The sequence below is a fragment of the Rhizobium sp. K102 genome (assembly GCF_022385315.1).
GTDB lineage: Bacteria > Pseudomonadota > Alphaproteobacteria > Rhizobiales > Rhizobiaceae > Rhizobium > Rhizobium croatiense.
This window is the reverse complement of record NZ_CP092434.1, coordinates 76,000-100,363: the sequence shown is the minus strand read 5'-3', so window position 1 is coordinate 100,363 and position 24,364 is coordinate 76,000. Positions and strand designations below refer to the sequence as shown.

The following is a 24,364-nucleotide window of genomic DNA, read 5'->3' as shown; positions in this document are numbered from 1 at the left end:
GAGGTCCCGTCGTGGATGTTCGACCGATCAGTGAGTGGTTGTTGGCGCAGCCTGGCGGTCCCGCACGTCGATCTCGCAAGCCTGCATTCTTTGGCAAGATTGCTGAAGGACGCTGATGCCTCATCGCAATCTTCGGTAATGGGCGCAGCATTGGTCTTTCACGAAACGAGTCGGAGAGATGTTCATGCCTCGCCAGCCCATGACATGCCAGTTCGATCTGTTCTCGGCCCCGCAGCGGGGGAAGACGGCAGGGACGCCGCAATGGCCGGAGTTGCCGGAGGAGACCCGCCAAGCGTTGACGGTGCTCATCGTGCGGCTGTTCGTCGATCACGCAAAGTGCGGACATGCCTGCCAACAGAAGGAGGCCGGTCATGATGCATGAGAAGATCGCGCCGCATCATCTGGAGCGGAAGGCCATCCTCTATGTTCGGCAGTCCTCGGCTCACCAGGTTCTGCACAATCGAGAGAGCAGCGCCCTCCAGTACGCCATGCGCGACCGTCTGGCAGCGCTTGGATGGTCACATATAGAGACGGTGGATGACGACCTTGGTCGTTCGGCCGCCGGCGGCGTGACCCGCGCTGGATTTGATCGGATGGTGGCGGAAGTCTGCCTTGGCAAGGTAGGCGCCGTGGCCGCGCGTGAGGTATCGCGCTTCGCCCGAAACAGCCGCGATTGGCAGCAACTCATCGAGATGTGCCGCGTTGTCGATACCGTCCTGGTCGACCAGGAAGCAGTTTATGCGCCCCGCCAGGGCAACGACCGCCTGCTCTTGGGTTTGAAGGGCAGCCTCAACGAGTATGAACTCGATCTCTTGCGTCAGCGTTCCCTTTCCGCCCGCTATGAGAAGGCTCGCCGCGGTGAACTCGTCGTCACTGTTCCGGCCGGCTTCGTAAAGGCCGGTGACAGGATCGAGAAGGATCCCAATCGGCGCATCCAGGAAGCCATCGCACTCGTCTTCGACAAGGTCACCGAACTCGGGAGTGCCCGGCAGGCCTTGCTATGGTTCCTTGAGCAGGGATTGGACCTGCCCGTCAGGTGCGCCAACGGTGACGTCATCTGGCGCAGGCCAAATTATGCCACCATCCACCGGATGATTGCGAACCCGATCTACGGCGGCGCTTATGCTTATGGTAAGAGTCGTTCCGTACCAGGATACGATGGCCGATCTGGAATTCGCCGCAAGGCGCGTGATGAATGGCTGGCGCTGATCCCGGATGCGCACGAAGGTTACATCAGTTGGGAACGGGCGGAGGAGATCCGCAAGATGGTCAGCGACAATGTACCGGCCAGTCGCCATCATGGAGCGCCGAAGCATGGCGACGCTCTGCTTGCCGGCCTGTTCCGCTGCAAAAGGTGCGGCCGGAAGCTGACGGTTCGTTACACAGGAGCCAACCATAACATCCCGCGCTATTCCTGTTGGCGAGGGTTGCTCGACAACGGCGAACCACGTTGCATCGCCTTCGGCGGTCTGCGGGTCGATGACGCGATCGAAGAGGCACTTCTCGGCGTGGTCGAGCCAGGAGCCATTGCCGCCGCCGTCGAGGCGGAACGCAATATGGCCAACCAACGCGATCAGGTTCAGGATGCCCTGATGCGCGACCTCGAGGCAGCACGCTATGTAGCCGACCGGGCATTCCGGCAATATGACGCGGCCGATCCAGAGAATAGGCTGGTGACGTCGGAGCTGGAAGCACGCTGGAACAAGGCGCTGACTGGCGTCGGTGAGATCGAGGCCAAGATTGCCAAACATCGGACAGTTACGCCGCATCCGTTCCCCATGTCCGCATCACAGGTAACCGCACTTGCGGGAAACCTTCGCGCCGTCTGGACGGCGCCGACAACCGATGCAAGGCTGAAGAAGCGCATCGTGCGCACGCTCATCAATGAAGTGGTCGCCGATCTCGATGATGGAACCTCTGAGATCGTCCTCGTCATTCATTGGGTTGGAGGCGTCCACACCGAACTGCGCCTGCCGAAGCGACACCGTAGCCAAAGAAATGCGACCCCTGACGACATTGTCGACGCTGTGAAACAGCTCGTCTTGATCGCCAATGATGATGTGATTGCCGGTGTCCTCAATCGCAACGGACTGACGACCGGCAATGGCAATCGCTGGACACGGGAGCGGGTCACCGCGCTGAGGTCATATCGCAAGATTCCGGTCTTCCGTCCGCAGATCGACGGGGTTGAGCCATGGCTTAATCTGGGCGGTGCGGCAAAGTTACTCGGGATATCGCCAAAGACGCTGCGTCTGGCGGCCGAGGCTGGCGATATTAAGGGGGCTCATCCGCTACCCGATGGCCCATGGATCTTCAGCCGTTCCAAACTCGCGACCCCGCAAGCACGTCAGATTCTCGATCGTGTACGGAAGAACCCTCGCCACCCCGCGGGATCGCCTCCAGATCAGGAAAATCTATTTCTTTCAATGACATAGAAAGATGGGTGTTATGAAACAGGATTGTAGTCGTCCGCCCATTCGGCAATGGCGCTTCGGGCATGATCGAGACCGAAGAACAGGCTTTCGTTGAGCAGTTCGTCGCGCATCCGGCCGTTGAAGCTCTCGACATAGCCGTTCTGCATCGGCTTCCCCGGCGCGATGTAGTGCCAGTCAACCTTGTGATCCTTCGACCAAGCAAGGATAGCATTCGAGGTGAGTTCGGTGCCGTAACACCTTCGGAAGTCTGCGTTGAATGAGGCTTTGACCAGCTGCGTAGCCCCCATCAGGCGAAGCAGGTGGTCATAGCCAGGCCTCAGGTCTCACAGTGGTTTTGCGAAGCCACACTGTAAAGGAGACAGGCTATGACCGATTGTGACATTACCGCATTTACCCCCGTTCTGGCAGCTATCGATGTTTCCAAAGAACGCCACGAGGTGCTGATCGAAGCACCGGACAAAAAGCGTCGACGTCGAGTGATCGTGCTCAACAATCTCGATGAGTTCGATCGCCTCATCGGCCTGCTGCGTAGCTATCAGCGTCCTGTCCGTGTCGCCTTTGAGGCAACGGGAAACTATCATCGCGCATTGGCATATCGGCTCGGCTTAGCGGGCTTCGAGATCAAATTGATCTCGTCCATCGCACTGGCTCGGACCAGGGAGGCACTGCATAATTCCTGGGATAAAAATGATCCAAAGGATGCCCAGGTTATCCTCCATATGATGACCATTGGTGCCGAGCAGTTCTACCATGACCCGTTGATGCGCGGCACCAACGACATTCAGGAGTTGTCGAAGACCCACGATATGATCTCAAGGTCGAAGACCGAACTGTGGCATCGGATTCTGACGCATTACCTGCCGTTGTATTTCCCTGAAGCGGATCGCTTCCACCGCAGTTCGCGCAGCGACTGGTTCTTTGCTTTCCTTGAACTGTTTCCGTCTCCGCACTTCATCGCAGCCATGAACAAGGACGCTTTCATCAAAGCTGCCTGGGAGGTGGTTGGTCGCAAAGTTGGCAAAGAGCGTTTGTTGGCAGATATTTACGCAACGTCCGCCCGTTCGATAGGCCTTCCAGTTGCACCGGACTCTGACGCTATCTGCATGTTTCGTATGATCCTGGCCGAGGGCAGAAGCCTAATCGCCCAACGTAATGAGATCGAGGCGCGTGCGGTTGCGATGCTGAAGGACAACGCAGATTACCAGCTCTTATGCACAATCCCCGGCATTGGCCCAATCAATGCTCTGACAATCATGGCAGAAGCTGGGGACCTGCGCCGGTTTCAACACCATCGCCAGTTCCTGAAGTTCTGCGGCATGGATCTTGCGACAATCCAGTCAGGAATGTTTCGAGGCCAGACCAAACTCTCCAAATATGGAAATGCACGGCTGAGGCGGACCTTATGGATGGCAGCTCAAGTCGCGATATTGCAGCGCGCCAACAGCTTCCGCGACAAGTTCGAGCGATACATCACCAAGGACCGTCACAACACCCATTTACGTCGCAAGGCGTCAACAGCAATCGCCGCCAAGATGGCCCGCACCGTACATGCGGTTATCAAAAGCGGTGAACCTTATCGCCCCTTCTTTGAAGGGACGATCCACAGCGGAAGGACCCTTCTCTGACAGTGCCGTGGAGGCGTTGAGCTGCTCAGCGACCTCGTAGATAATGTTCAGGCCTTCCGCTCGACGGCAAAAAGGATCTCGTCTTAAGGACGGTGAGAGCCGCGATCATGCGTACTCTGTGTTTGTTATGGGAGAGACCGTTCGTTGACGATTGGCCGGGCCTACATCATAATTCAAACGCATCGGGAGACCGACGCGATAACGACCTGCTGCCAAAACGGCGTTTCATTCCGATTATAGGACGTTGTCGGAGACGATCATTCCGGGCTTGCCACGTCGTTCGATCAGCGTCGTCAGCTCCCGTGCGACGCGGCGGCCGGAGATCGAGGTGTCCGGGATTGCTGCCAGGCATTCGCGCGTCACGTCATCGACAATGTTGAGCACGCGGAATCGTCTGCCGCAGGCAAACTGGTCGTGCACGAAGTCCAGCGACCAGCGGGCATTGGCCTTCGCTTCGACCAGGATCGGTGCACGCGTGCCGACAGCACGGCGTCTGGCTTTACGCTTGCGAACGGAAAGACCCTCCTCGCGATAGAGCCGGTAGATGCGGTTTACCCCGGACAGCTCTCCCTCCCGCCGAAGCAGCACGAACAGCCGCCGGTAGCCGAAACGCCGACGCTCGTTGGCAAGGTCACGCAGCTTTGCTCGCAACTCCGTCTCCGGCGGTCGGTTCGCCTGGTAGCGGATCGTCTTGCGGTCGGCGGATATGATCTGGCAGGCCCGCCGCTCCGAAAGACCCATCACGGCCTTCAGATGCGTGACGGCTTCGCGCTTGGCGGCAGGCCCTACCATTTTTTTGCAAGAAGCTCGCGGAGCGCGGCCGCATCCAGCAACTGCTCGGCCAGCAGCTTCTTCAGTCTCGCGTTCTCGTCTTCAAGCGCCTTTAGCCGTTTCGCCTCGGAGACTTCCATACCGCCGTATTTGGCCTTCCAGTTGTAAAACGTCGCTTCTGAAATCCCGTGCTTGCGGCAGAGGTCGGCTGCCTTCGCACCAGCCTCCTGCTCCTTCAGCACCGCAATAATCTGCTCTTCGGTAAATCTCTGCTTCTTCATTCGTCCGTCCTTTGATGGGCCGGACTCTAATCAATTCTGGAGGAAATTCGCAGTGGCAGGTCAGAGATGATCAAATTCTTCACGACTGCAAGACCATGCCTTGTTGGTGTGGAAGCTTGCGCCACGGCGCATTATTGGGCCCGTGAACTGATTGTCAATGCCGCGTGGGCGGCGTGTTCCTGGCGCATCGTCGGCGAAAGCCGTTGCTCGAAGCTTCTAAAGAGCTCACAAAAGCGGCTGTAGCCGTAACCGTCGGGATGCGACCCACGATACTCCTCCCACAGGATGAGCAGAGTCACGCCGGGCTTCTTGAGTTCGACGGCAAGATCGGCCCAATTGGGTTCGACACGGCGTCTCGTGCCCTGTTTGATGCCGTTGCGAGCGAAGAGCTTGTTCTCGAGCGCATCGTCAGTGAGTTCGCCCGGCAACGGCCAGCTCAATCCAATTGCTGCCGCGCGCTGCTGTTATGCGGGTTCGTGACGAAAGTTCACGATCCGTTCGAGCTTAGCGTGTCGCCAGGAACAAATCTTGTTCCGACCCCAAATACCCCGCTCATTCGAACCGTGCAGCGCCGAATGAAAATCTGGCGCAGTACACAGGCCAATGCGCTGGTGTTCGGGCCATTCGCCGATGCGGCGCGGCAGACGGAAAGTATAGAGGTCGGGCAGTGAGATCATTACCGAACAATACAGGATCGTCATCCGCGCTCTTACCGCCAGGTTGGCCTTCGACAACCGACCCCACCGGAAAACATGATGACCGCCCGCGAAGCCGCCCGCTCGCTACAGCGCTATTGAGAGGCGCGCTCGCGAGCGGCTTCGCTACCTCCGTCACCTGCACCAGGTGCGGGGATACGATCGGAACAACCCGTGAGGCATTCGAGAACATCCGAGTGAGGCAACGGCATTATTTTCTGGGAACACTCTTGGGTGAGGCAATACGAGTCTCAACTAGATTGCGCTACGCACCGGTGCTGTTCAATTTTCGCTTCAAATGAGATTGAAATGTAGAAATCGAAAACTCTAGTGTAACCGAGCCTCCCGATAATCGTGAACATCAGATGACGGCATCTCTTCCGACCGAAGGGGCTGTGTTAGCTATGAGCACGCGGAGATAGGAATGTTGAAGGCAACGGGGCCGCTGTCGATCGTCTTGTTGGCCTCCACGCGCCCGTTCAACGACGCGCCGCCGTGTGCTGGCGGCGAGACGGCTGACGAGGAGCAATTGGCGCTTCGTCGGCCAATCTCCGCCTACAACACAGATTCTTCCACGCACGGCTTTGCGAACGCTACGTGCGAAAAGTTGAAATGGCCGCTCAACAGCTAGTTCCCCCGTCAACCGAGCAGCCGAAGCATGACCGGGAAAAGTCGGCATCCGAAGAATGGGATGTTTGGAGTTCATATACGCGTCGTTCTCCGAAGGGCGGCGCGATCCATCCGGTCCGCCACCGTCGCCGGACCAGGACGAGCGTAAATCCGGAGACCAACTCTTGTTCGATCTAAACAAAGGAGATTCGCAATGATGCGATGCTTTGAGAGATACCGCGTACATCTGAATCGCCTCTCCCTGTCGAACGCGGTGATGCGCCTGGTATCTGGCTATGCTCCTAGCGTGGGCGGCGCGATGGGTTGGAGCATGTTCTCCTTTGGGCCAGCTGCGGCCCAATCCGCAGGTGGCGGCACCGACCCGGCCACAATGGTTAGCAACATTTGCACGTTTATCCTTGGTCCGTTCGGCCAGTCACTCGCCGTTCTTGGAATCGTGGCGATCGGACTCTCCTGGATGTTCGGTCGCGCTTCACTGGGTCTTATCGCCGGCGTTGTCGGCGGCGTTGTCATCATGTTTGGAGCGAGTTTCCTCGGCAAGACGCTGACTGGAGGTGGTTGATTAGTAACCGTCTGGGAGAAGCCCTTTACCTGGCGGCGACACGGCCCGCATTGTTTCTTGGGGTGCCGCTAACGTTGGCCGGGCTATTTATGATGTCTGCCGGCTTTATCATCGTTATCGTTCAGAACCCGCTGTACGAAGTCGTACTCGTTCTCTTATGGTTCGGAGCGCGTCTTGTTGTGTACGAGACTTAATGCTGCCAGTGTGGTCCTGCTGGCGGCTCGTGGTGGATTGGACGACGCAGAATATGCCTGGGGTAACGAGTTGGAGCCCGAGGCCATGCCGATGGCAAGCATCTGGCAGGGGATTTCCGTGAGATCGTCGAAGCTTAAGGGTGCCGAACGCACCAGCGCCGTCGGGTCGTTCCCGGCAAACGGCCACGGCCTCTATGACATGATCGGCGACGTATGGGAGTGGACGACAGACTACTGGTCGACGAGTTACCCCGAGCTCGCACGACATTCCTGCTGCATCCCGAGCAACCCGCGCGGCGGCGATCCGGAGGCGAGCTACGATCCTCGGCAACCGGAAATTCGCATCCGCCGCCGGGTCCTGAAGGGCGGTTCGCATCTTTGCGCGCCGAACTATTGCCGGCGTTACCGCCCGGCCGCCCGACATGCCGAGCCGGAAGGCACCTCGACCAGCCATGTCGGCTTTCGCTGCATCAAAACATTGACGGGCTGAGGAGTGACGCGGGCGGGGGCATGAGTTCGCTTGGACTGTCGACAGTATGGATAGGGAGGAGCAGACTGCGGCTGAGCGCGACGCGATCCAGCTACGGACTGGCGTTCGCCAACTCGGGAGTGATCCGGCGCCCGCTTTCCGCAAGCCCGCTTCAAGGGCGTCGGCGACGTCGGTCTTGAAGCGTCTCTCCCGGATCTTCCGGCTGAACGTCTGCTCGAATCCGGGGTGGAAGCGCCTGAGATCGGCGAGGCCCGCGGGGGCCTGCGGAGATCCAAGCTGAGCGAGGGACGCGGCCCGCAACGCCCTGACGAGAAGGTCTCCGAATTCACCTGTTCTGCAAGGAGGGAGGCCGTCGACCATTCTTGCGATATGCGTTGAGCGCAAGAACCATCGTTGCTTCCCGCGGCGGCGGTTCGACGGCGCCCGAGCTTCTCCCGCCAGAGCGACACCTTCCTCGACCAGGCCGGCGGCGAACATGACGGTGGCAAGCTTGGCCGCTACCTTCGGACTGCCGGGATTGAGCGCCTGAGCGCGCCTGCCAGCTTCGATCGCAGCCTCGGGGCGCCCGCTCAGAAACTGCGCCACCATGAGGGCGGTGTTCGCCCGTGCAGAGAGGGGGGCCATCGCGACCGCCTGGTTAGCGAGGCCGAGCGGCCCATCCGTATCCGATGGATCGAGGGCGAGCTGCGTCCGTGCGAGCGTCGCCAGCACTTCTGCACCAGGTCGATCCCAGTCGACGGTGCGCCGCAGGCAGCGCTGCGCGGCACGGATGCTCGTCTCGCCCTGGGAGATCGAGGGGATGCCGGCCTTCAGGACGCAGACGTTGCCTGCGGCTCGGCCCGGCGCTCGTTCGATCTCGAATTGCCCGATCCCACCGAGCTCTCCGGCAAGCTTCAGTGAAAGCGACTGGACAAGCACCTCCCTCGCGGATACCGCCGATCGATCGTCGGCGTCGATTCCACGCCGTTCTTGACGACATGTCCGTCGGCGTCGTCGGTGACTTGCCACCAGATCGTCCGCACCGCTGATCGGCATAATATTTGAGTTCCGCCGAATAGAGATTTCTCCGGCCGTCGGTGGTCATGGGCTGCCCGGTCGACGTGGCAACCGTCAGCGTATCGAACCCCGTCAGCGCCGAAAGCAGAAAGTCCCTGGTAACGCTCGCCTCGCCCTCGAGCCGCTTCTCGGACGCCGACATGGTCACCGCAAGCAGAGGCTTTTCGATCACGACCGGCCGCGTACTCAACCGCGCCGCCCGCCCCGTAACGGATGTCAAACAGAGGATTGCGACAGCCGCGAAGCGCGGATACGGGAGAATGATTTTCCTTGCCCCTTGCTCTGAAGACTGCAACTCCTGCTCTCAGCCCGTCGCCTCGTCTTCCAGCTCTTCGGTCGGACCAATGTCCTCCTCCCCGAACGCCAGCCGATAGCGCCCTTTCGGCACGCTCAGCATGATCCGATGATCGCCGGACATAGTATTGCTTCAGGAAAGTCCGCACCCGACCGACTTCGATGCGAACAATGGGGTCGGCGGGATCGAAGCTATGGGGTCTCGCCAGCACGTCAATCGCAATGTCGTAGGCCTTGACGGGATCGTGGTGCCCTTCAAACCGTCTTTGCACCAGATACGACGGGATCGTGCGGCTGCGCTCCGTCGCCTGGAACTTCGGATCTTCCAGAAGGCGGCGAAACTCCACGCGCGCCGCATCCATGCTGGCTTCGCAAGCCCTGCCGTGCGTTCCCCAGCGTTCATAGCCGCCCCCCGCTAAGCCGTGGTTCAAGTCGAAACAGACCAGACGGTCTTATCGCTCAAATGACGAGAGGTTTGCAATCGGAGTTGCTGATATACCGTTGCATGATCGCGCCCAGGTAGCTCGGTGGCCCTCACTCCTGCCGTGTTTTAACATTCGCGACGCGGTCTTGCTGACCGCCGCGGGAGATGATCCAGGGGCCGGCGGCAAGGCGCGGCTATTGGCGGTAGCGCCGAAGGTCCGGACCAAGGGCGCCGATCCGGTCATTCGCCGATTGCTGACCGAAGACGCGGTACCGGCGTCCGCTCCGGGCAGCGCTCTGTCACGCTGGGCGGCAAACCGCCTGTTCGAGCGGCTCGAAAGTTTTGAGGCGGTGCGCGCACTGTCCGGCCGGTCCTCCTTCCGGATTTTTGGGCTGTGACGATGGCGGGATCGAGCACAGCCAAGACCAGTCGGCGACAGGCGAAAGGGCGACAGCAAGAAGTCCTGTACGATCGCGAGCTCGAGGACCTGCCGCCGGAGCTGCGCTGGCGGGAATAGATGCTGCGGGTCGAGGCGGTGTGATTTTTGCCTCGGCCGAGCCGATCAGGCGAGAGACCCTGGCGCGGGTGGTCGGCAAAGACTGTAGCATTGACCTGTTGATCGACGATCTCATCGAGGAGCTGTGGGATCGACCGTACGAATTGGTGTCGGTCGCGGGCGGCTGGCCGCACCAAACACGATCGCGGTTCGCCGAGACCATCCGAACTTCGGCAGCGCCAACAAGGGGAGGGGGCGGCGGCACTGTTCGAGTTCAAGGCGATGGTTGTTTTCCTCCCCGTTGCGGCCGTGCATCCTGGCGGCGACGGCGGCCGATTTGAGGGCGAGGCGATCGCGCCAACAGCCCAGCCATGGCGGGTCTGCACGGATTAGATCATCGAGCGATTTCAAAGCGATAGCTGCGGCAAAGGCAGCATCGGATTCGCTGACGTCGCGGCCGCGTGCCAATCCCCAACCTGGTAGACGGTGAGGCCATGGCGACGTCGTTGGAGCGGCGGCAATGAGCGAATCCGTGCGGAAGAGCATAAACATGAGCGCGGTTTTTGCCACCAATAAAGGATCAAACCGCACACCTTGCCGGCACGGTGATATGAACGATAAACTTCCATTGTCGTTCATTAGAGAAATGACGCAAATCACCGAGCAAAACAGCGAAATTCACGTCGAGGCGGGCTCTTCTCCGCCCCTCAGCACGGCGGCCGCCGGTGACATTTCCGCGCCGCAGTGGTCGGCCGCCATCTCGTTCCGTGTGGTGCCGCCGGCAAGGGTTGGGTGCTTCCGCCCGACCCACAGACGGTCGGCCTCTACATCACCGCTTGTGCCGCCGGGAGTGACGGGATCACCGCCTCGCGCGACAATCGCCGGTCGCAAGTCGAATTCGGTCAAACGATCGAGCGGCGACTTTCGGCGCTGACCTGGAATTATGCCCGGCGTGGCACAACGCTCGACCGAAAGGACCGCCATGTCGCTACTGTGCTCGCCGCGATCCGCAACACCCACGCCACGCAACCCCGCCAGAAGGAAGCGGCGCTGCCCGAACACCTGATCGCCATGCTGGAGACGTTGCCCTGCGGCACCTTCTGGGGACTGCGCGACCGGGCGATGCTGCTGATCGGTTTTGCCGGCGGGCTGCGGCGTTCCGAGATCGTCGGGCTCGACGTCGGCCGCGACCAAACGAAGGAAAGCCGCGGCTGGGTCGAGATTCTTGACAAGGGCATGGTCGTCACGGTGCGGGGAAAGCGCGGCTGGCGAAGTGGAAATCGGCCGCGGCTCGTCGGACGCCACCTGCCCGATCGTGACGCTGCAGACCTGGCTCAACCTTGCGAGGATCGCGCACGGCCCCCTGTTCCGGCGGGTGACCGGTCAAGGCAAGGATGTTGGCCCCGAACGGCTGCTGGATCAGGAAGTGGCGCGCCTCGTCAAGAAGGCGGCACTGGCTGCCGGCGTGCGACCCGACCTTACCGAAACCGAGCGTGCGGAAAAGTTCTCCGGCCACTCGCTGCGCGCAGGCCTGGCCTCCTCGGCCGAGGTCGAGGAGCGCTAAGTGCAGAAGCAACTCGGTCACGCATCCGCCGAGATGGCCGCAAGTACCAGCGCCGGCGCGACCGCTTCCGGGTCAACCTTACCAAGGCATCCGGGCTTTGACACGCCCCCTCCTCTGCCACCGTGCGGCGGCAAAGAAAACTCGAGGGTTTTCAGATTGGCATTCAGCCGACCGCGGAGGGCTGAAGCGGCGGCTGCCAACGCCGCGTTACAGCATCGCATGCCGACGGCCCGGGCCAGGCGTCGTAGGAGCAGATCCCATCAGCCGCAGCAGCCTTTGGTCTGCGATTATCCGCCTTCATCGCGACGGCCTTTGCCCAGGAGACCCCGGAGGCAGCAAGCGCTCAATGGCGCAGTGTCGCCGATCAAATCAGACCGAAAGTGCCGAAGCTTGCCACCATCATGGACGACGCTGAAGAGGACGTGCTCGCCTACATGGCCTTCCCGAAAGAGCACCGGGCAAAGCTGCACTCGATGAATCCAATTGAGCGTCTCAACGGCGAAATCAAGCGACGCACCGAGGTCGTCGGCATCTTTCCGAACGACGAAGCCATCGTCCGTCTCGTCGGTGCATTGCTGCTCGAACAGAATGATGAATGGGCCGTTCAACGCGCCAGGTATATGACGCTTGAGACCATGGCCCAAATGAGCGATGATCCCCAAATCAGCCTGCCCGCTGTGGCACGCTGATATCCCCTTCCGACCCATGTCGGGAAAGCACGGCCATCAGCCGCGACCTACACCACCTCCCGGGACACGATCATAGTACGATTTGGCACATACCTTGCTCAGACCACGGTGAAGGCTCACACACCCGATTGTGTCACACCGTCGGGCGGAGACCTGCCTTCACGAAGCCAACAAATCAACAGGAGGCAAGAAATGGGACAGTACGTAATCGAGTTTAAACAGAATCCAGACTTCGTGCTCGGGGTTGACGACCAGAAGGAGGGCGCTAAGGTTGTACTCCGCAAAAAAGACTCGACGGTTTATCGCCACGCTCTCTGGGATCTGAACTCAGATAGTGGCGCCATCACGTTGAACTCGAGCGCTGGCAATCTGGCGATTGGATCCGATCGCCTTGATCCACAAGCTCAGCTCTCGCTCAAGGTTTACAACCCCACCGACGAGAAGCAGCGATGGGAGTTGCTCAAGAAACCAGGCTTCATCCTTAGCAACGGCGACAACCGGCTGTGCATTGACAACGACGCTCGTGGAACGAGTACCGGCAATCGGATCTGGCTATTCCAGTTTAACGGTTCGCCTGCTCAACAATGGAATTTCGTCTCTCTTTCGAATAGGCTCATGTCGACCTTTCAAGAGGCTGCCGAGTAATCCTCGAGCATCGGATTGGCCGAATCTTCGATAGCTCCCCTGCGGCCGCCAAAAATTCCAATCGCGCAAGACCTGCAACGAGATGCAGGGGCTCCTTCGGGGGCCTCTGTTTCAACGGCTCTGCGGCGGCTCGGCCATCCCCCTGATCAAGGAAGCTATGGCGGCTGGCGAAATCATCTGGGCACATGCCCCATGCGGCGCGGTTCAAGGAAGCTCGGAAAGTAGCTGCCTTTGCGCAGCTTCGGGATGCGAAGCTCGACCTCTGCACCCGTGGCCGAGCCTACTTCCAGCTCCATCCGCCGCTCGGCGGCAAAGCCAATCATCTCACGCAATAATCTGCATCCGCGCTCTTCTCAACGAGGGAGCGCACGTCATCATGTCATTGGTCATTGGTCATTGGTGGTCTTTCCGTCAGGTTGGTCTTAAACACCCGACCCTAGCGGAAAACACCGATGGCCGCCCGCAAAGCCGATCACCCGCTACAGCGCAACGAGAAGCGCGCGGGCACTCGGCTTTGCTACCTCCCGCCACCTACACCACGTACTGGGACACGATCCGTACTCTATTTCCTTCGAAAGGAATCCATGCGCGCCGCAAGGCAAGTGTTGCGGTGTTCGCGAAAGCTTTCTGTGTTCCTGCGTGCCATGTGTACATCAGGCGAAGCGGTCAGATGGCCGGCGCTAAGGCAAAGGGGACACACGTGACCGATATACCCCTCAGGGCCTGCTTACACCAAGAAATCGCCCGAACAGGTCGGTGGCGCAGTTAAAACTAATCCTCACAGCGCGAGTGCCTGATCATCAAGGTAGCCGGAAATCCCACTTTGGTCGAGACATCCTATTCAACGCCATGAAGAGGCAGCCACAAAGCTGGCTTCCAAGAGAACTTTTAGCCTAACCATCAATTCTAAAAAGCTAAAAAGCCAGGTTGCCAGCAACGCGATCACAACTCTCGCAACGTTGTCACCCGAATTCCCAGGGGCCATCTTCGGCGTCAACGCCGGAGGCCCTATCTGACTTTCAAAGCATAGAACTACGTCAGGTATTGGACATATGTGTGAAGAATCCGACACGGCACTAGGCTGTGCGATCATGATATGGAGGCCGCAGCCCAACGACAATTATCAATCGGCTTCGCTGATCGATTAAGCTGGCGAAGCCTGCCGTCATAGCCGCATTTGGCACGCTCGTGCAGATGCGCGCCAGCAATGACGAAATTGCCAAGCGGCGGGAAATCGCCACAGGACCTGAGTCTGTCGTCAAAAAATCCATACATGGTAGAAGTTACCCCTCACTTCCGGCGAACACGGTATCGGCATCTCGCGGATACCAACTCTCGAACCTTTGGGGTGGGAGGGGAGCGCGAGGGGAAGCGGCCACGGGGCTCACCTCGCCCTGCTGTGGTCGGGTCCCACCCGCCGGGACAGATAAGTCCAGCAAAAGGCCCGATGATGTGAACTGACCCCCGAAGGTCGATGTCCAGCTTTCGGGGGTCAATCCAGATGGTCCGGGGCCTAGGGTCGGGGCGTCACGCCGATGCTTCGTGCAAGGCTCCCTGCCCTTCACTCCGGTTTGCAGGTACTTGCCGTCAGATTTTTTCGGTTCCATAAATTAGATTATGCGATATGTTATTGTAGCCGCAAAGTTAAAGTGTCCTGTTTCTGCAAAGTTAGAATGTCACTCTCTTCCCGTTTTTGATGACGGTGGAGATTGCGGATGGGATTGATAGCGATGAGCGAGCGCCATCTGCAGCGGATCGAGATTTTGTCGAAGGTGGTCGACGGCCGCATGACGTTGGTGTCGGCGGCACATGTGCTTGATCTGAGCGAGCGCCAGGTGCGTCGGCTGCTGGATCGGATCCGCACTGACGGCGCGGCATCGATAAGGCACAAGGCGATCGGTCGGCCATCGAACAACCGGATCAGCGACGGCGTTCGCGATTATGCGATGACGTTGGTTGGCGAACGCTATGCGGATTTCGGTCCGACGCTGGCGGCCGAGAAGCTGGCCGAACGCGATGGATTGCGTGTGTCGCGCGAGACGTTGCGCAGCTGGATGGTGGAGGCTGGCCTGTGGCTATCTGCCAAGCAGCGGCGGACGTTTCATCAGCCGCGGCTGCGGCGCGAGGCCTATGGCGAGCTGGTGCAGATCGACGGGTCGGAACACCGCTGGTTCGAGGATCGCGGGCCGCCGTGCTCGCTGCTGGTGTTTGTCGACGATGCGACTGGCAGATTGATGCAGTTGCGGTTTGTGCGCTCGGAAAGCGCCTTCAGCTATTTCGAGGCACTGGCGCTATACCTCAGGCGTCACGGCGCGCCTGTGGCCTTCTACTCCGACAAGCATTCGGTATTCCGGGTGGCGAAGAAGGACGCCAAGGGTGGCCAGGGGATGACCCAGTTCGGGCGGGCGCTTTGCGAGCTAAACATCGAGATTCTTTGCGCAAATTCGAGCCAGGCCAAAGGTCGCGTCGAGCGCATGAACCGGACGCTGCAGGATCGGCTGGTCAAGGAATTACGGCTGGCGGGAATCTGCGACATGGAGACTGGCAATGCGTTTTTGCCTGGCTTCATGGAGCACTACAATGCGCGGTTTGCGATCATCCCTGCCCGGTCCGAGGATTTGCACCGGCCGCTGAATCTGGCCCCGGGTCGGTTAACTGAGGTCCTTTGCAAGCGCGAGCAGCGTTACGTCGGGGCGCAGTTGACGTTTTCGTTTGAACGCAAGCGGATCATGCTGGAGGAGACCGAGGTGACGCGCGGTCTGGTGGGCCGCTATGTCGAGACCTATGCCTATGCTGACGGCCGCCTGGATGTGCGCTGGAAGGGACATTCCCTGCCCTACACGGTGTTCGACAAGGACCAGCGGGTGACGCATGCGGCAATTACCGAGAACAAGCGGCTCGGTGATGTTCTGGCCTATATCAAGGAGCGTCAGGACCAGCAGGAAAAGCCGGTCGTGAAGAGCAACAGCGACAAAAATGGCTATAAGCCGAGAGGTCGCAAGCCCGGAAGGCGCACGGACTACATGAATGATCCGGCGGTGATTGCGCGGCGAGAGAAAGCGCTGTTGAGGCAGCAGGCTGCCGAGTGAACCGTCGATCGGATAGTCTCAAAGCTAAAGCCGAAGGGGTGTCTCTCACCCGCCCCGATCTGCTCTTGCAACCGGTATCAGCCGCTCAGATCGGGGCTGATCGGTGTGCCGCGTAGCAACCTCGCGGACATTTCTACTTTGCACAACGGCGGACATTCCAACTTCCCCGCCACAGTTATGACGTAATAACATATGAAGACACGGATGCTGCCACCGTTGGAAATGACGTGCCTGCGCTGGGTTGCTCGAGGCAAAACCGTCGCCTAAATCGCCCTACTGCAGGGTAAGAGCGTCACCGAAATCGAGCTTTGCCTGGAACATGCGCTTGTCTTACTCGAAGCAAAGTCGGTTGAGGAAGCCATTGCAAAGACCAATGGGTCTCACTCCGATCGACATTGAGCAGTCACCTGTAGCCAACAACGTGCCCCGCTAAATCGAAGACACGAGTAATCGGCCGCGGGGAACGCGACGACCTGACACCAAGCTCGAGGATCGTGCGGCAAATGGTGCTCAAACGGAAGCAAGCCAATCCCGCTTGTCTGTGATGGCGTCCTGGCCCGGTTCCGGATCTTCCACGATCAACCCGCGAGGGGTCCGCTAGCGAGCTGCGGCCGCTTCCGCTTCGCGTCGCGGTGATCGCGCCCGGACCCCGTGCCTTTTGAGGAGCCATCGAGCGGGAATTGGCCCGCTCCCGAAGGAGCCTCTTAAATGTCGCACGATCTCTCTCTCGCTCAGTCCCACGCCTTCCAGCTCTCCCGTGACCTGATGGTCCCGGTCACCCTGTTCGAGGTCGACGGCGAATACGGCGTCCTTCCTTCCGACGAGATCGATGCCGACGATGATCTGGCGATCGTGCATGAGTACATGCCCTGGCCGGCTCATTGAGCCGGCGCCTCAGGGGTGTGCCCCTTGCGAGCGGCAGGCCGCAAGGGAAGCTTCGCCGCGGCCAATTCACCCTGCATGATCCGACAATTGCGCGCCGCGCCCTTGCGGTCTTTGCTCTTCGGGGCCTGCCGAAAGGCGTCGGTGAACCGACGGGCAAGGACTATGGAGGCCGATCGCCGGGCGATCGGAAGGAAAAATGAAGAGAAGAGAGATAGAAGCGTTGCGCGAGCTGGTCAGCTGTGCGGCGGTGCTTGAGCATGCCGGGTTTGCAATAGACGCGAAGGAAAGCACACGGCGGGCAGTCAAATTCCGCCGCGGCGGCGAGATCGTCATCGTCACCTATGAAGGACGCGGATGGTTCGATCCTTTGTCCGACGCGAAAGGCGATGTGTTCCGGCTCGTCGAGCATCTCGATCGGGTCGGCTTTCTCGAAGGCGCCGAGCGGGTCGCGGCTCTCGTCGGGTTTCGGATCACGGAGCCGGAGTGGCAGCCCGCGAAAGATGGCGAGAGATGCGACCTATCCCTTTCCGATCGTTGGCAGACCCGCCGTCGTCTGTGGCCAGGTTCCGCGTCATGGCGATACCTCAATGGCGAGCGCCACGTGCCAACTTACGTGCTGCAAGCGGCGATTAAAGCTGACCTTCTGCGAGAGGGTCCGCAAGGCAGCATGTGGGCGGCGCACCGAGACCAGGCGGGGGTCTTGACCGGCTGGGAAGCGCGGGGTCCGCAATACCGGGGTTTTGCATCCGGAGGAACCAAGGTTCTTTTCCGTTTCGGTTCGGACAGCGCTTCGCGCCTGGCCGTCACGGAAGCCGCGATCGATGCCATGAGCCTCGCGGCGATCGAGGGTTTGCGGGAGGGCACGCTTTATTTCAGCACCGGCGGGGGATGGTCGCCGGCCACGGAGGCAGCGTTGCGGGAGCTGGCCGCGAAAACTGGCGTCCAGATGGTAGCGGCGACGGACGCCAATCCGCAGGGCGACATGTTTGCCGAACGGCTGCGGACGCTTGCCGACGATGCCGGCTGCGACTGGACACGGCTTCGGCCGCCGGAAGATGACTGGAACGAAACCCTGAAGATCAGGGATAAGGAAAAGAGGGAAAGGATGGAAGGAGGAGGCGTGCCGCATGCGCGCCGCCTGCGTCAAGGGAGGCTTCGCCCGGCGGAACCGGCCCTTGACGCTGACGGTCGCGATGCCGGCGGCAGCGAAGGGGTCATGAAGGGCTGAAGAGGAAGGCAAGGTCGAGAGGACAGTGCCGCGCTTCGGTCCGAAACCTCCGAAGGAGCTGCAGATGAACCCCTCTCCCGCAATCCGAAAAGTTTTCCAGGGCGTCGCAAGCCGACCACAGATGTTCCGCATGTTTGACCGTCATCTCCAGCGGCCGAACCGTTGGGAGGACGACGCAATGCCGCTCTATGCCGGCGAATGGTTCGAGATCGGCGAGGCCGAGCACGACTACATGTTCGAAATCCTGCCGCCGCTCTGGATCCGCGGTTCGATGTTCGCGATGCGCGAGTTCCTGACCGGCTCGGTGACGTCAGTGTTCTTCGCACTCCGGATCGACGAGGCGATCCGCTATTTTCACGGCTATTGCGACCTTGCCGATCAATCGTCCGTCGAGACCATGCGCCTAGCGATTATCGAGCGCGAGAGCCCCCCGGTCCGGGCCATGACGCGCGCGGAACGCCTCGAGCACATCTGGAGCACTACGGCGGACGACTATCGCGGCTATGCGGGCGAGCGCTGGCCGGAGGCCTCGCGCGGCAAGCGCACCCTGATGATCTACGGCGGTAAAGGCGGCGCCGTCCTAAAGCTGCTGGAAGACCTCAGCGACGACGAGATCGCCGCCAAGCTGCCGGTACAACTGCGCCACCTCCCCTCGCCTATCGCGGCTTGAGAGTTTCCGATTGCATCCGGGCGCGAAGCAATGGCGCTCGGCCAGCAATAGCCGCGCAGCCCATGCCGGCGGCCCCTTCCCCCCTTCGCGTTCCTCGACTGCCCCTTGCGGCAGATCGATGACGCTCGCTTACAAGGAGCTTTCGATGAGCAACGATCCCTTCACCCTCGATATGTTTGGTAGCAGCGCTTTGTCATCAGGACTTGGTCTTGGCGTCACCGCGTTCGGCGGTTTCGCCGCCAACGACGACGAGCCCAACCCGACCCCGCCCTCTCCTGCGCCGGCGCGGGCTCTGCCGGCGACCAACCGGCCGGTCCCGCGAAAGCAAGGGCAGCGCACCAACTTCTATTTCGACGATGGCGACCGCGAGCTCGCCGCGACGTGGAAGGAGCGGGCACGCATCAATGTCGCGGCCATCCTCACCGCAAACGAAATCGAGAAGATGAACCTGCCGGCGACCCCGGCCGCGCAGGCGAGGCTGATCCGCTTCACTGGTTTCGGCGCCGGTGAGCTTGCGAATGGCATGTTCCGGCGGCCGGGAGAACCCGACTTCCGCGCAGGCTGGGACGATCTCGGCAACTCGCTGGAGACAGCGGTCAGCGAGGGCGAGTACGCGTCGCTCGCCCGTTGCACCCAATATGCCCACTTCACCCCGAATTCGTCATTCGGGCAATCTGGATGGGCATTCAACGTCTCGGCTGGCGCGGCGGCCGCGTGCTGGAGCCGGGTATCGGCACCGGGCTCTTTCCTGCGCTGATGCCGAAACAATATCGCCAACTGAGCTACGTCACCGGGATCGAGCTCGATCCCGTCACGGCCCGTATCGTGAAACAGCTCCAGCCGAAGGCGCGCATCATCAATGGAGACTTCGCGCGCACCGACCTCAATGCGATCTACGATCTTGCCATCGGCAACCCGCCCTTCTCCGACCGGACCGTTCGCTCCGACCGGCAATATCGTTCGCTGGGCCTTCGGCTGCACGATTACTTCATCGCCCGGTCGATCGATCTCCTGAAACTGGGCGCCCTGGCCTCCTTTGTCACCAGCGCCGGCACCATGGACAAGGTGGATGGCACTGCCCGCGAGCATATCGCCCAGTCCGCCGACCTAATCGCCGCGATCCGACTGCCCGAAGGCAGTTTTCGGCGCGACGCCGGAACCGACGTCGTGGTCGACGTCCTCTTCTTCCGTAAGCGCAAAGCAGGCGAGCCGGAAGGCGACGTTTCGTGGCTCGACTTGGAGGAAGTCCGACCGGCTGCCGAGGACGAGGGGGCGATCCGCGTGAACCGGTGGTTCGCGCAGCATCCGGACTTTGTTCTCGGCGATCATGCCCTGACCTCCGGCCCGTTCGGGGAGACCTATACGTGCCGGCCACGCGCCGACGAGGAGCTCGACGCGGCACTGACTGGAGCCATCGCGCTTCTTCCAGAAGGCCTTTATGACGGCGAACCGACGGCCATCGACATCGATCTGGAGGATGAGCTTGCCGAGATCGTCGATCTCCGGCCCGACAACGCCATGGTGCGCGAGGGCAGCTATTTTGTCGATGTTGGGCATGATCTCATGCAGGTCGTCGATGGCGAGCCTATTCCTGTTCAGGTGCGCAAGGCCCGCAGCGGCGAGGGAGTTTCGGAAAAGCATGTCCGGATCATTCGCAAACTGATCCCGATCCGCGATGCCGTGCGCGACGTCCTGAAAGCCCAGGAACTGGACCGGCCGTGGCGCGAGCTGCAGGTGCGGCTGCGCATCGCCTGGTCGAGCTTCGTCCGCGATTTTGGCCCGATCAACCACACCACTGTTTCGATCATGGAGGATGAGACGACCGGCGAGGTTCGTGAAACCCATCGCCAGCCGAACCTTATGCCCTTCCGCGATGACCCCGATTGCTGGCTGGTCGCCTCCATCGAGGACTATGACCTCGAAACCGATACCGCCAGGCCCGGGCCGATTTTCTCCGAGCGCGTCATCGCGCCCCCTTCCCCGCCCGTCATCACCTCCGCCGCCGATGCCTTGGCCGTCGTCCTCAACGAGCGCGGTCGGCTCGATCTCGATCATATCGCCGAGCTTCTGCATTGCGACACGGATGCGGTTCTCGATGCGCTCGGTGACGCAATCTTTCGCGATCCGGCCGATGGCTCCTGGCAAACTTCGGACGCCTATCTCTCCGGCGCCGTGCGCACCAAGCTTGAGATTGCGGAAGCCGCCGCCGGCCTCGATGCTGCCTATGATCGAAACGTCCGTGCGCTTCAGGCGGTGCAGCCCGTCGACCTTCGCCCCTCGGACATCACTGCTCGGCTGGGTGCGCCCTGGATTCCAGCTGCCGATATCGTCGAGTTCGTGCAAGAGACGATGGGTGCGGAGATCAGGATCCACCACATGCCGGAACTGGGCTCCTGGACCGTCGAGGCGCGGCAGCTCGGATGGACGGCGGCAGGCACGTCCGAATGGGGCACCGATCGCCGGCACGCCGGCGAACTGCTTGCCGATGCGCTGAACAGCCGCGTGCCGCAGATCTTCGACGTGTTCAAAGACGCCGATGGTGAGCGGCGCGTTCTGAACGTCGTCGATACCGAGGCCGCCCGCGACAAGCTCCAGAAGATCAAGCAGGCGTTTCAGAATTGGGTCTGGACCGATCCTGATCGCACCGACCGACTGGCGCGGGTCTACAACGACCGCTTCAACAACATCGCCCCACGAAAATTCGACGGCTCGCACCTGAAACTTCCCGGCGCCTCTGGCGCCTTTGTTCTTTATGGGCACCAGAAACGCGGCATCTGGCGGATCATCTCATCGGGTTCTACCTATCTCGCGCACGCTGTCGGCGCCGGCAAGACGATGACCATGGCGGCCGCGATCATGGAACAGCGCCGGCTCGGTCTGATCGCCAAGGCGATGGTGGTCGTGCCGAGCCATTGCCTGGCGCAGGCGGCCCGCGAGTTCTTGGCGCTCTATCCCAATGCACGAATCCTCGTCGCCGACGAAACGAACTTCACGAAGGAGAAGCGGGCTCGCTTCCTCAGCCGCGCGGCGACCGCCACGTGGGACGCGATCATCATCACCCATTCGGCGTTCCGGTTCATCGCCGTGCCGCCGGCGTTCGAACAGCAGATGATCCAGGACGAGCTCGAGCTCTACGAGGAGTTGCTGACCAAGGTCGACAGCGAGGACCGTGTCTCCCGCAAGCGTCTGGAGCGGCTCAAGGAGGGACTGAAGGAACGACTGGAGGCGCTGTCCACGCGCAAGGACGGCCTGTTGACCATTTCCGAGATCGGCGTCGACCAGATTATCGTCGATGAGGCGCAGGAATTCAGAAAACTTTCCTTCGCCACCAACATGTCGACCTTAAAAGGCGTCGATCCGAACGGATCGCAGCGTGCCTGGGACCTCTACGTCAAGTCCCGCTTCATCGAGACGAAGAATCCTGGCCGCGCTCTGGTTCTTGCGTCCGGCACGCCAATCACCAATACGCTTGGCGAGATGTTCTCGGTTCAACGTCTGCTCGGCCACGCGGCGCTGGCCGAACGGGGCCTGCATGAATTCGACGCCTGGGCCTCGACCTTCGGTGACACGACGACGGAACTGGAGATCCAACCATCCGGCAAATACAAGCCCGTCAGCCGCTTCGCCTCCTTCGTCAACGTCCCTGAGCTAATCGCCATGTTCCGGTCTTTCGCCGATGTGGTGATGCCCGCGGATCTCCGCGACTACGTCAAGGTGCCTGATATCTCGACCGGTCGGCGGCAGATCCTGACAGCGAAACCGACGCAGGCCTTCAAGAATTATCAGGTGATCCTCGACGCCCGTATCAAGGCGATCGAGATGCGCGAGGGGCCGGCACAGCCCGGCGACGATATCCTGCTCTCCGTCATCACCGACGGTCGCCATGCCGCTATCGACTTGCGCCTGGTCGACGCGGACAATGACAACGAGCCGGACAACAAGCTCAACCTGCTCGTCCAGAACGCCTTCCGCATTTGGCAGGAGACGTCGCAAAGCACGTTTGTGCGACCCGACGGCAAGCCCTACGATCTCTCAGGTGCGGCGCAGATGATCTTTTCGGATCTCGGCACAATAAATGTCGAGAAGAGCCGCGGTTTTTCCGCTTACCGTTGGATCAGGGATGAGCTCGTGCGCCTGGGTGTTCCGGCATCCGAAATCGCCTTCATGCAGGACTACAAGAAGACTGAGGCGAAGCAGCGTCTATTCGCCGACGTCCGCGCCGGCAAAATCCGCTTCTTGATCGGCTCGTCGGACACCATGGGTACCGGCGTCAATGCCCAGCTCCGTCTCAAGGCGCTGCATCATCTCGACGTCCCCTGGCTGCCTTCGCAGATCGAACAGCGGGAGGGCCGGATCGTGCGCCAGGGCAATCAGCACGACGAGGTCGATATCTTCGCTTATGCCACACAAGGCTCGCTGGACGCCAGCATGTGGCAGAACAACGAACGCAAGGCCCGCTTTATCGCCGCGGCCTTGTCCGGCGACACATCGATCCGCCGGCTGGAAGATCTCGGCGAAGGGGCGGCCAACCAGTTCGCCATGGCAAAGGCGATTGCCAGCGGCGACGAGCGATTGATGCAGAAGGCGGGACTCGAGGCGGACATTGCCCGTCTTGAACGGCTGCGCGCAGCGCATGACGACGATCAGTATGCGGTGCGCCGGCAGATCCGCGACGCCGAACGCGATATCGAGATCTCGGAGCGGCGTATCATGGAAATCGGCAAGGACATCGACCGCCTCGTTCCGACCGCGGCCGACGCCTTTGCCATGACCATCGTCGGCAAGGCTCACCACGAGCGGAAGCTCGCCGGCCGTGCGCTGATGAAGGAAATTCTCACCCTCGTCCAGCTCCAGCAGGAGCAGGAAGTCGTCATCGCCTCGATTGGCGGATTCGATCTCGTCTATTCCGGTGAGCGGTTCGGCAAGGGTGACGATTATCGCTATTCGACCCTGCTTCAGCGCACCGGCGCGGACTACGAGATCGAGTTGCCGGTGACCGTGACGCCGCTCGGCGCCGTCTCCCGCCTCGAGCACGCGCTCGAGGGTTTTGGCGAGGAGCAGGAACGCTATCGCCATCGACTGTATGACGCCCACCGGCGCCTTGCCTCCTACCGCTCGCGCAAGGGCGGCCTGTTTGCGTTTTCGGAAGAACTCGCCGAGAAGCGCCGGCAGCTATGGGACGTCGACGAGGCGCTTGCAGCCGTGGCTCGCGAGGAGGGCTTATCCGCCTCGGAAGCGGCCTGAGGTCCGACGCCATGCCGGACCTCCGTCCGCTCTGGTTTTGGAAGCGCTGCAGCATTCACATAGCTGCAGTGCACAAAAAGTGTTTTCCAAGTGGTCAAAAATCAAGCATAACGCACACAGCTGATGCACATGGCGGCTTTCCTCCCAGTTCCGCCGCAGCAGCTGTTCCCCTCTGGAGGTTTATTGACCTTCACACTTCATGGGCCGCGGTTTCCGCTGGCCCATTTTTTATCTCCCATCTTATCCCGATCGATATCCAGTCGCGTGCAAGCCGACGCTTCAGCCGCCGAAATGAGAGGCAAGCAGGGGAGAGAAGAAGGAAGAGGGAGATGAACCGGTCGCAGAGCAGTCCGCCGGTCGCCGCTGACGCTCAACCGCCGCCTCCGCATCCCGGCCA

Annotated in this window: 11 protein-coding genes and 12 pseudogenes; 18 read left to right on the top strand and 5 right to left on the bottom strand. The window is 60.8% G+C overall.

Annotation, left to right across the window (positions count from 1 at the left end; genetic code table 11):
• Positions 1-184 precede the first annotated feature (184 nt).
• Together MHI61_RS03485 and MHI61_RS03480 are read left to right on the top strand one after the other, a co-directional pair.
• Positions 185-382, top strand: a complete 198-nt coding sequence (locus tag MHI61_RS03485; protein ID WP_037145433.1) for a hypothetical protein — start codon at positions 185-187, stop codon at positions 380-382.
• On the top strand, positions 372-2,435 hold the full coding sequence (locus tag MHI61_RS03480; protein WP_011427411.1) for a recombinase family protein: 2,064 nt from the start codon (positions 372-374) through the stop codon (positions 2,433-2,435). Before MHI61_RS03485 ends, MHI61_RS03480 begins: the two co-directional genes overlap by 11 nt.
• 23 nt (positions 2,436-2,458) lie before the next feature.
• Here MHI61_RS03480 and MHI61_RS03475 read toward each other — a convergent pair.
• Positions 2,459-2,665, bottom strand: a pseudogene (locus MHI61_RS03475) (transposase); the annotation flags it as partial.
• A 135-nt stretch (positions 2,666-2,800) separates the two neighbouring features.
• Between MHI61_RS03475 and MHI61_RS03470 the strand changes: the two are divergent.
• A complete protein-coding gene (locus MHI61_RS03470; protein ID WP_011053446.1) occupies positions 2,801-4,060 on the top strand; it encodes an IS110-like element ISRel25 family transposase in 1,260 nt (419 codons plus the stop codon).
• Between the two features lie 243 nt (positions 4,061-4,303).
• Here MHI61_RS03470 and MHI61_RS03465 read toward each other — a convergent pair.
• Positions 4,304-5,112: pseudogene (locus MHI61_RS03465) on the bottom strand (IS3 family transposase); the annotation flags it as partial.
• Positions 5,113-5,279: 167 nt separating this feature from the next.
• A pseudogene (locus tag MHI61_RS03460) lies at positions 5,280-5,570 on the bottom strand (IS21 family transposase); the annotation flags it as partial.
• A gap of 661 nt (positions 5,571-6,231) precedes the next feature.
• On the opposite strand from MHI61_RS03460, the gene MHI61_RS03455 reads away from it, so the two are divergent.
• From MHI61_RS03455 to MHI61_RS03425, 7 genes and pseudogenes are all read left to right on the top strand, one after another.
• Positions 6,232-6,438: a hypothetical protein gene (locus tag MHI61_RS03455; protein WP_225882632.1), complete on the top strand. Its 207-nt coding sequence runs from the start codon at positions 6,232-6,234 to the stop codon at positions 6,436-6,438.
• Between the two features lie 195 nt (positions 6,439-6,633).
• Positions 6,634-6,999 carry a pilin major subunit VirB2 gene (gene virB2, locus MHI61_RS03450; RefSeq protein WP_077991700.1) on the top strand — a complete coding sequence of 122 codons (366 nt, stop codon included), beginning with the start codon at positions 6,634-6,636 and terminating at the stop codon, positions 6,997-6,999.
• Positions 6,999-7,215: pseudogene (locus MHI61_RS03445) on the top strand (type IV secretion system protein VirB3); the annotation flags it as partial. The gene virB2 and the pseudogene MHI61_RS03445, both read left to right, overlap by 1 nt.
• Positions 7,213-7,683, top strand: a pseudogene (locus tag MHI61_RS03440) (SUMF1/EgtB/PvdO family nonheme iron enzyme); the annotation flags it as partial. The pseudogenes MHI61_RS03445 and MHI61_RS03440, both read left to right, overlap by 3 nt.
• A 393-nt stretch (positions 7,684-8,076) precedes the next feature.
• Positions 8,077-8,583 (top strand): hypothetical protein, encoded by a 507-nt coding sequence (locus tag MHI61_RS03435; RefSeq protein ID WP_239789437.1) that lies wholly within the window; start codon positions 8,077-8,079, stop codon positions 8,581-8,583.
• A 1,062-nt stretch (positions 8,584-9,645) separates the two neighbouring features.
• Positions 9,646-9,855 (top strand): annotated as a pseudogene (locus tag MHI61_RS03430) (DUF1403 family protein); the annotation flags it as partial.
• 2 nt (positions 9,856-9,857) lie between these two features.
• Positions 9,858-10,244: pseudogene (locus tag MHI61_RS03425) on the top strand (SMC-Scp complex subunit ScpB); the annotation flags it as partial.
• A gap of 51 nt (positions 10,245-10,295) precedes the next feature.
• Here MHI61_RS03425 and MHI61_RS03420 read toward each other — a convergent pair.
• Positions 10,296-10,499: pseudogene (locus MHI61_RS03420) on the bottom strand (DUF1403 family protein); the annotation flags it as partial.
• A gap of 218 nt (positions 10,500-10,717) precedes the next feature.
• On the opposite strand from MHI61_RS03420, the pseudogene MHI61_RS03415 reads away from it, so the two are divergent.
• The 3 genes and pseudogenes from MHI61_RS03415 to MHI61_RS03405 form a co-directional block, all read left to right on the top strand.
• Positions 10,718-11,618 (top strand): annotated as a pseudogene (locus MHI61_RS03415) (site-specific integrase); the annotation flags it as partial.
• Between the two features lie 186 nt (positions 11,619-11,804).
• Positions 11,805-12,206 (top strand): annotated as a pseudogene (locus MHI61_RS03410) (transposase); the annotation flags it as partial.
• Positions 12,207-12,398: 192 nt separating this feature from the next.
• Positions 12,399-12,851 carry an RICIN domain-containing protein gene (locus tag MHI61_RS03405; RefSeq protein ID WP_011427421.1) on the top strand — a complete coding sequence of 151 codons (453 nt, stop codon included), beginning with the start codon at positions 12,399-12,401 and terminating at the stop codon, positions 12,849-12,851.
• A 194-nt stretch (positions 12,852-13,045) separates the two neighbouring features.
• Here the strand turns inward: MHI61_RS03405 and MHI61_RS03400 are convergent.
• Positions 13,046-13,221 (bottom strand): annotated as a pseudogene (locus MHI61_RS03400) (IS256 family transposase); the annotation flags it as partial.
• Between the two features lie 1,345 nt (positions 13,222-14,566).
• On the opposite strand from MHI61_RS03400, the gene MHI61_RS03395 reads away from it, so the two are divergent.
• From MHI61_RS03395 to MHI61_RS03370, 5 genes and pseudogenes are all read left to right on the top strand, one after another.
• The gene (locus tag MHI61_RS03395; RefSeq protein WP_011427422.1) at positions 14,567-15,940 is read left to right on the top strand and encodes an ISNCY-like element ISRel26 family transposase; all 1,374 of its coding nucleotides are present in this window, start codon (positions 14,567-14,569) and stop codon (positions 15,938-15,940) included.
• 708 nt (positions 15,941-16,648) lie between these two features.
• Entirely contained in the window at positions 16,649-16,825 is a 177-nt protein-coding gene (locus tag MHI61_RS03385) for a hypothetical protein (RefSeq protein ID WP_042119556.1), read from the top strand.
• A 196-nt stretch (positions 16,826-17,021) separates the two neighbouring features.
• Positions 17,022-18,053, top strand: a complete 1,032-nt coding sequence (locus tag MHI61_RS03380) for a DUF3991 and toprim domain-containing protein (RefSeq protein ID WP_011427423.1) — start codon at positions 17,022-17,024, stop codon at positions 18,051-18,053.
• A gap of 64 nt (positions 18,054-18,117) precedes the next feature.
• A complete protein-coding gene (locus tag MHI61_RS03375; protein ID WP_011427424.1) occupies positions 18,118-18,723 on the top strand; it encodes a DUF1419 domain-containing protein in 606 nt (201 codons plus the stop codon).
• A gap of 145 nt (positions 18,724-18,868) precedes the next feature.
• Positions 18,869-23,967: pseudogene (locus MHI61_RS03370) on the top strand (DEAD/DEAH box helicase family protein).
• Positions 23,968-24,364 lie beyond the last annotated feature (397 nt).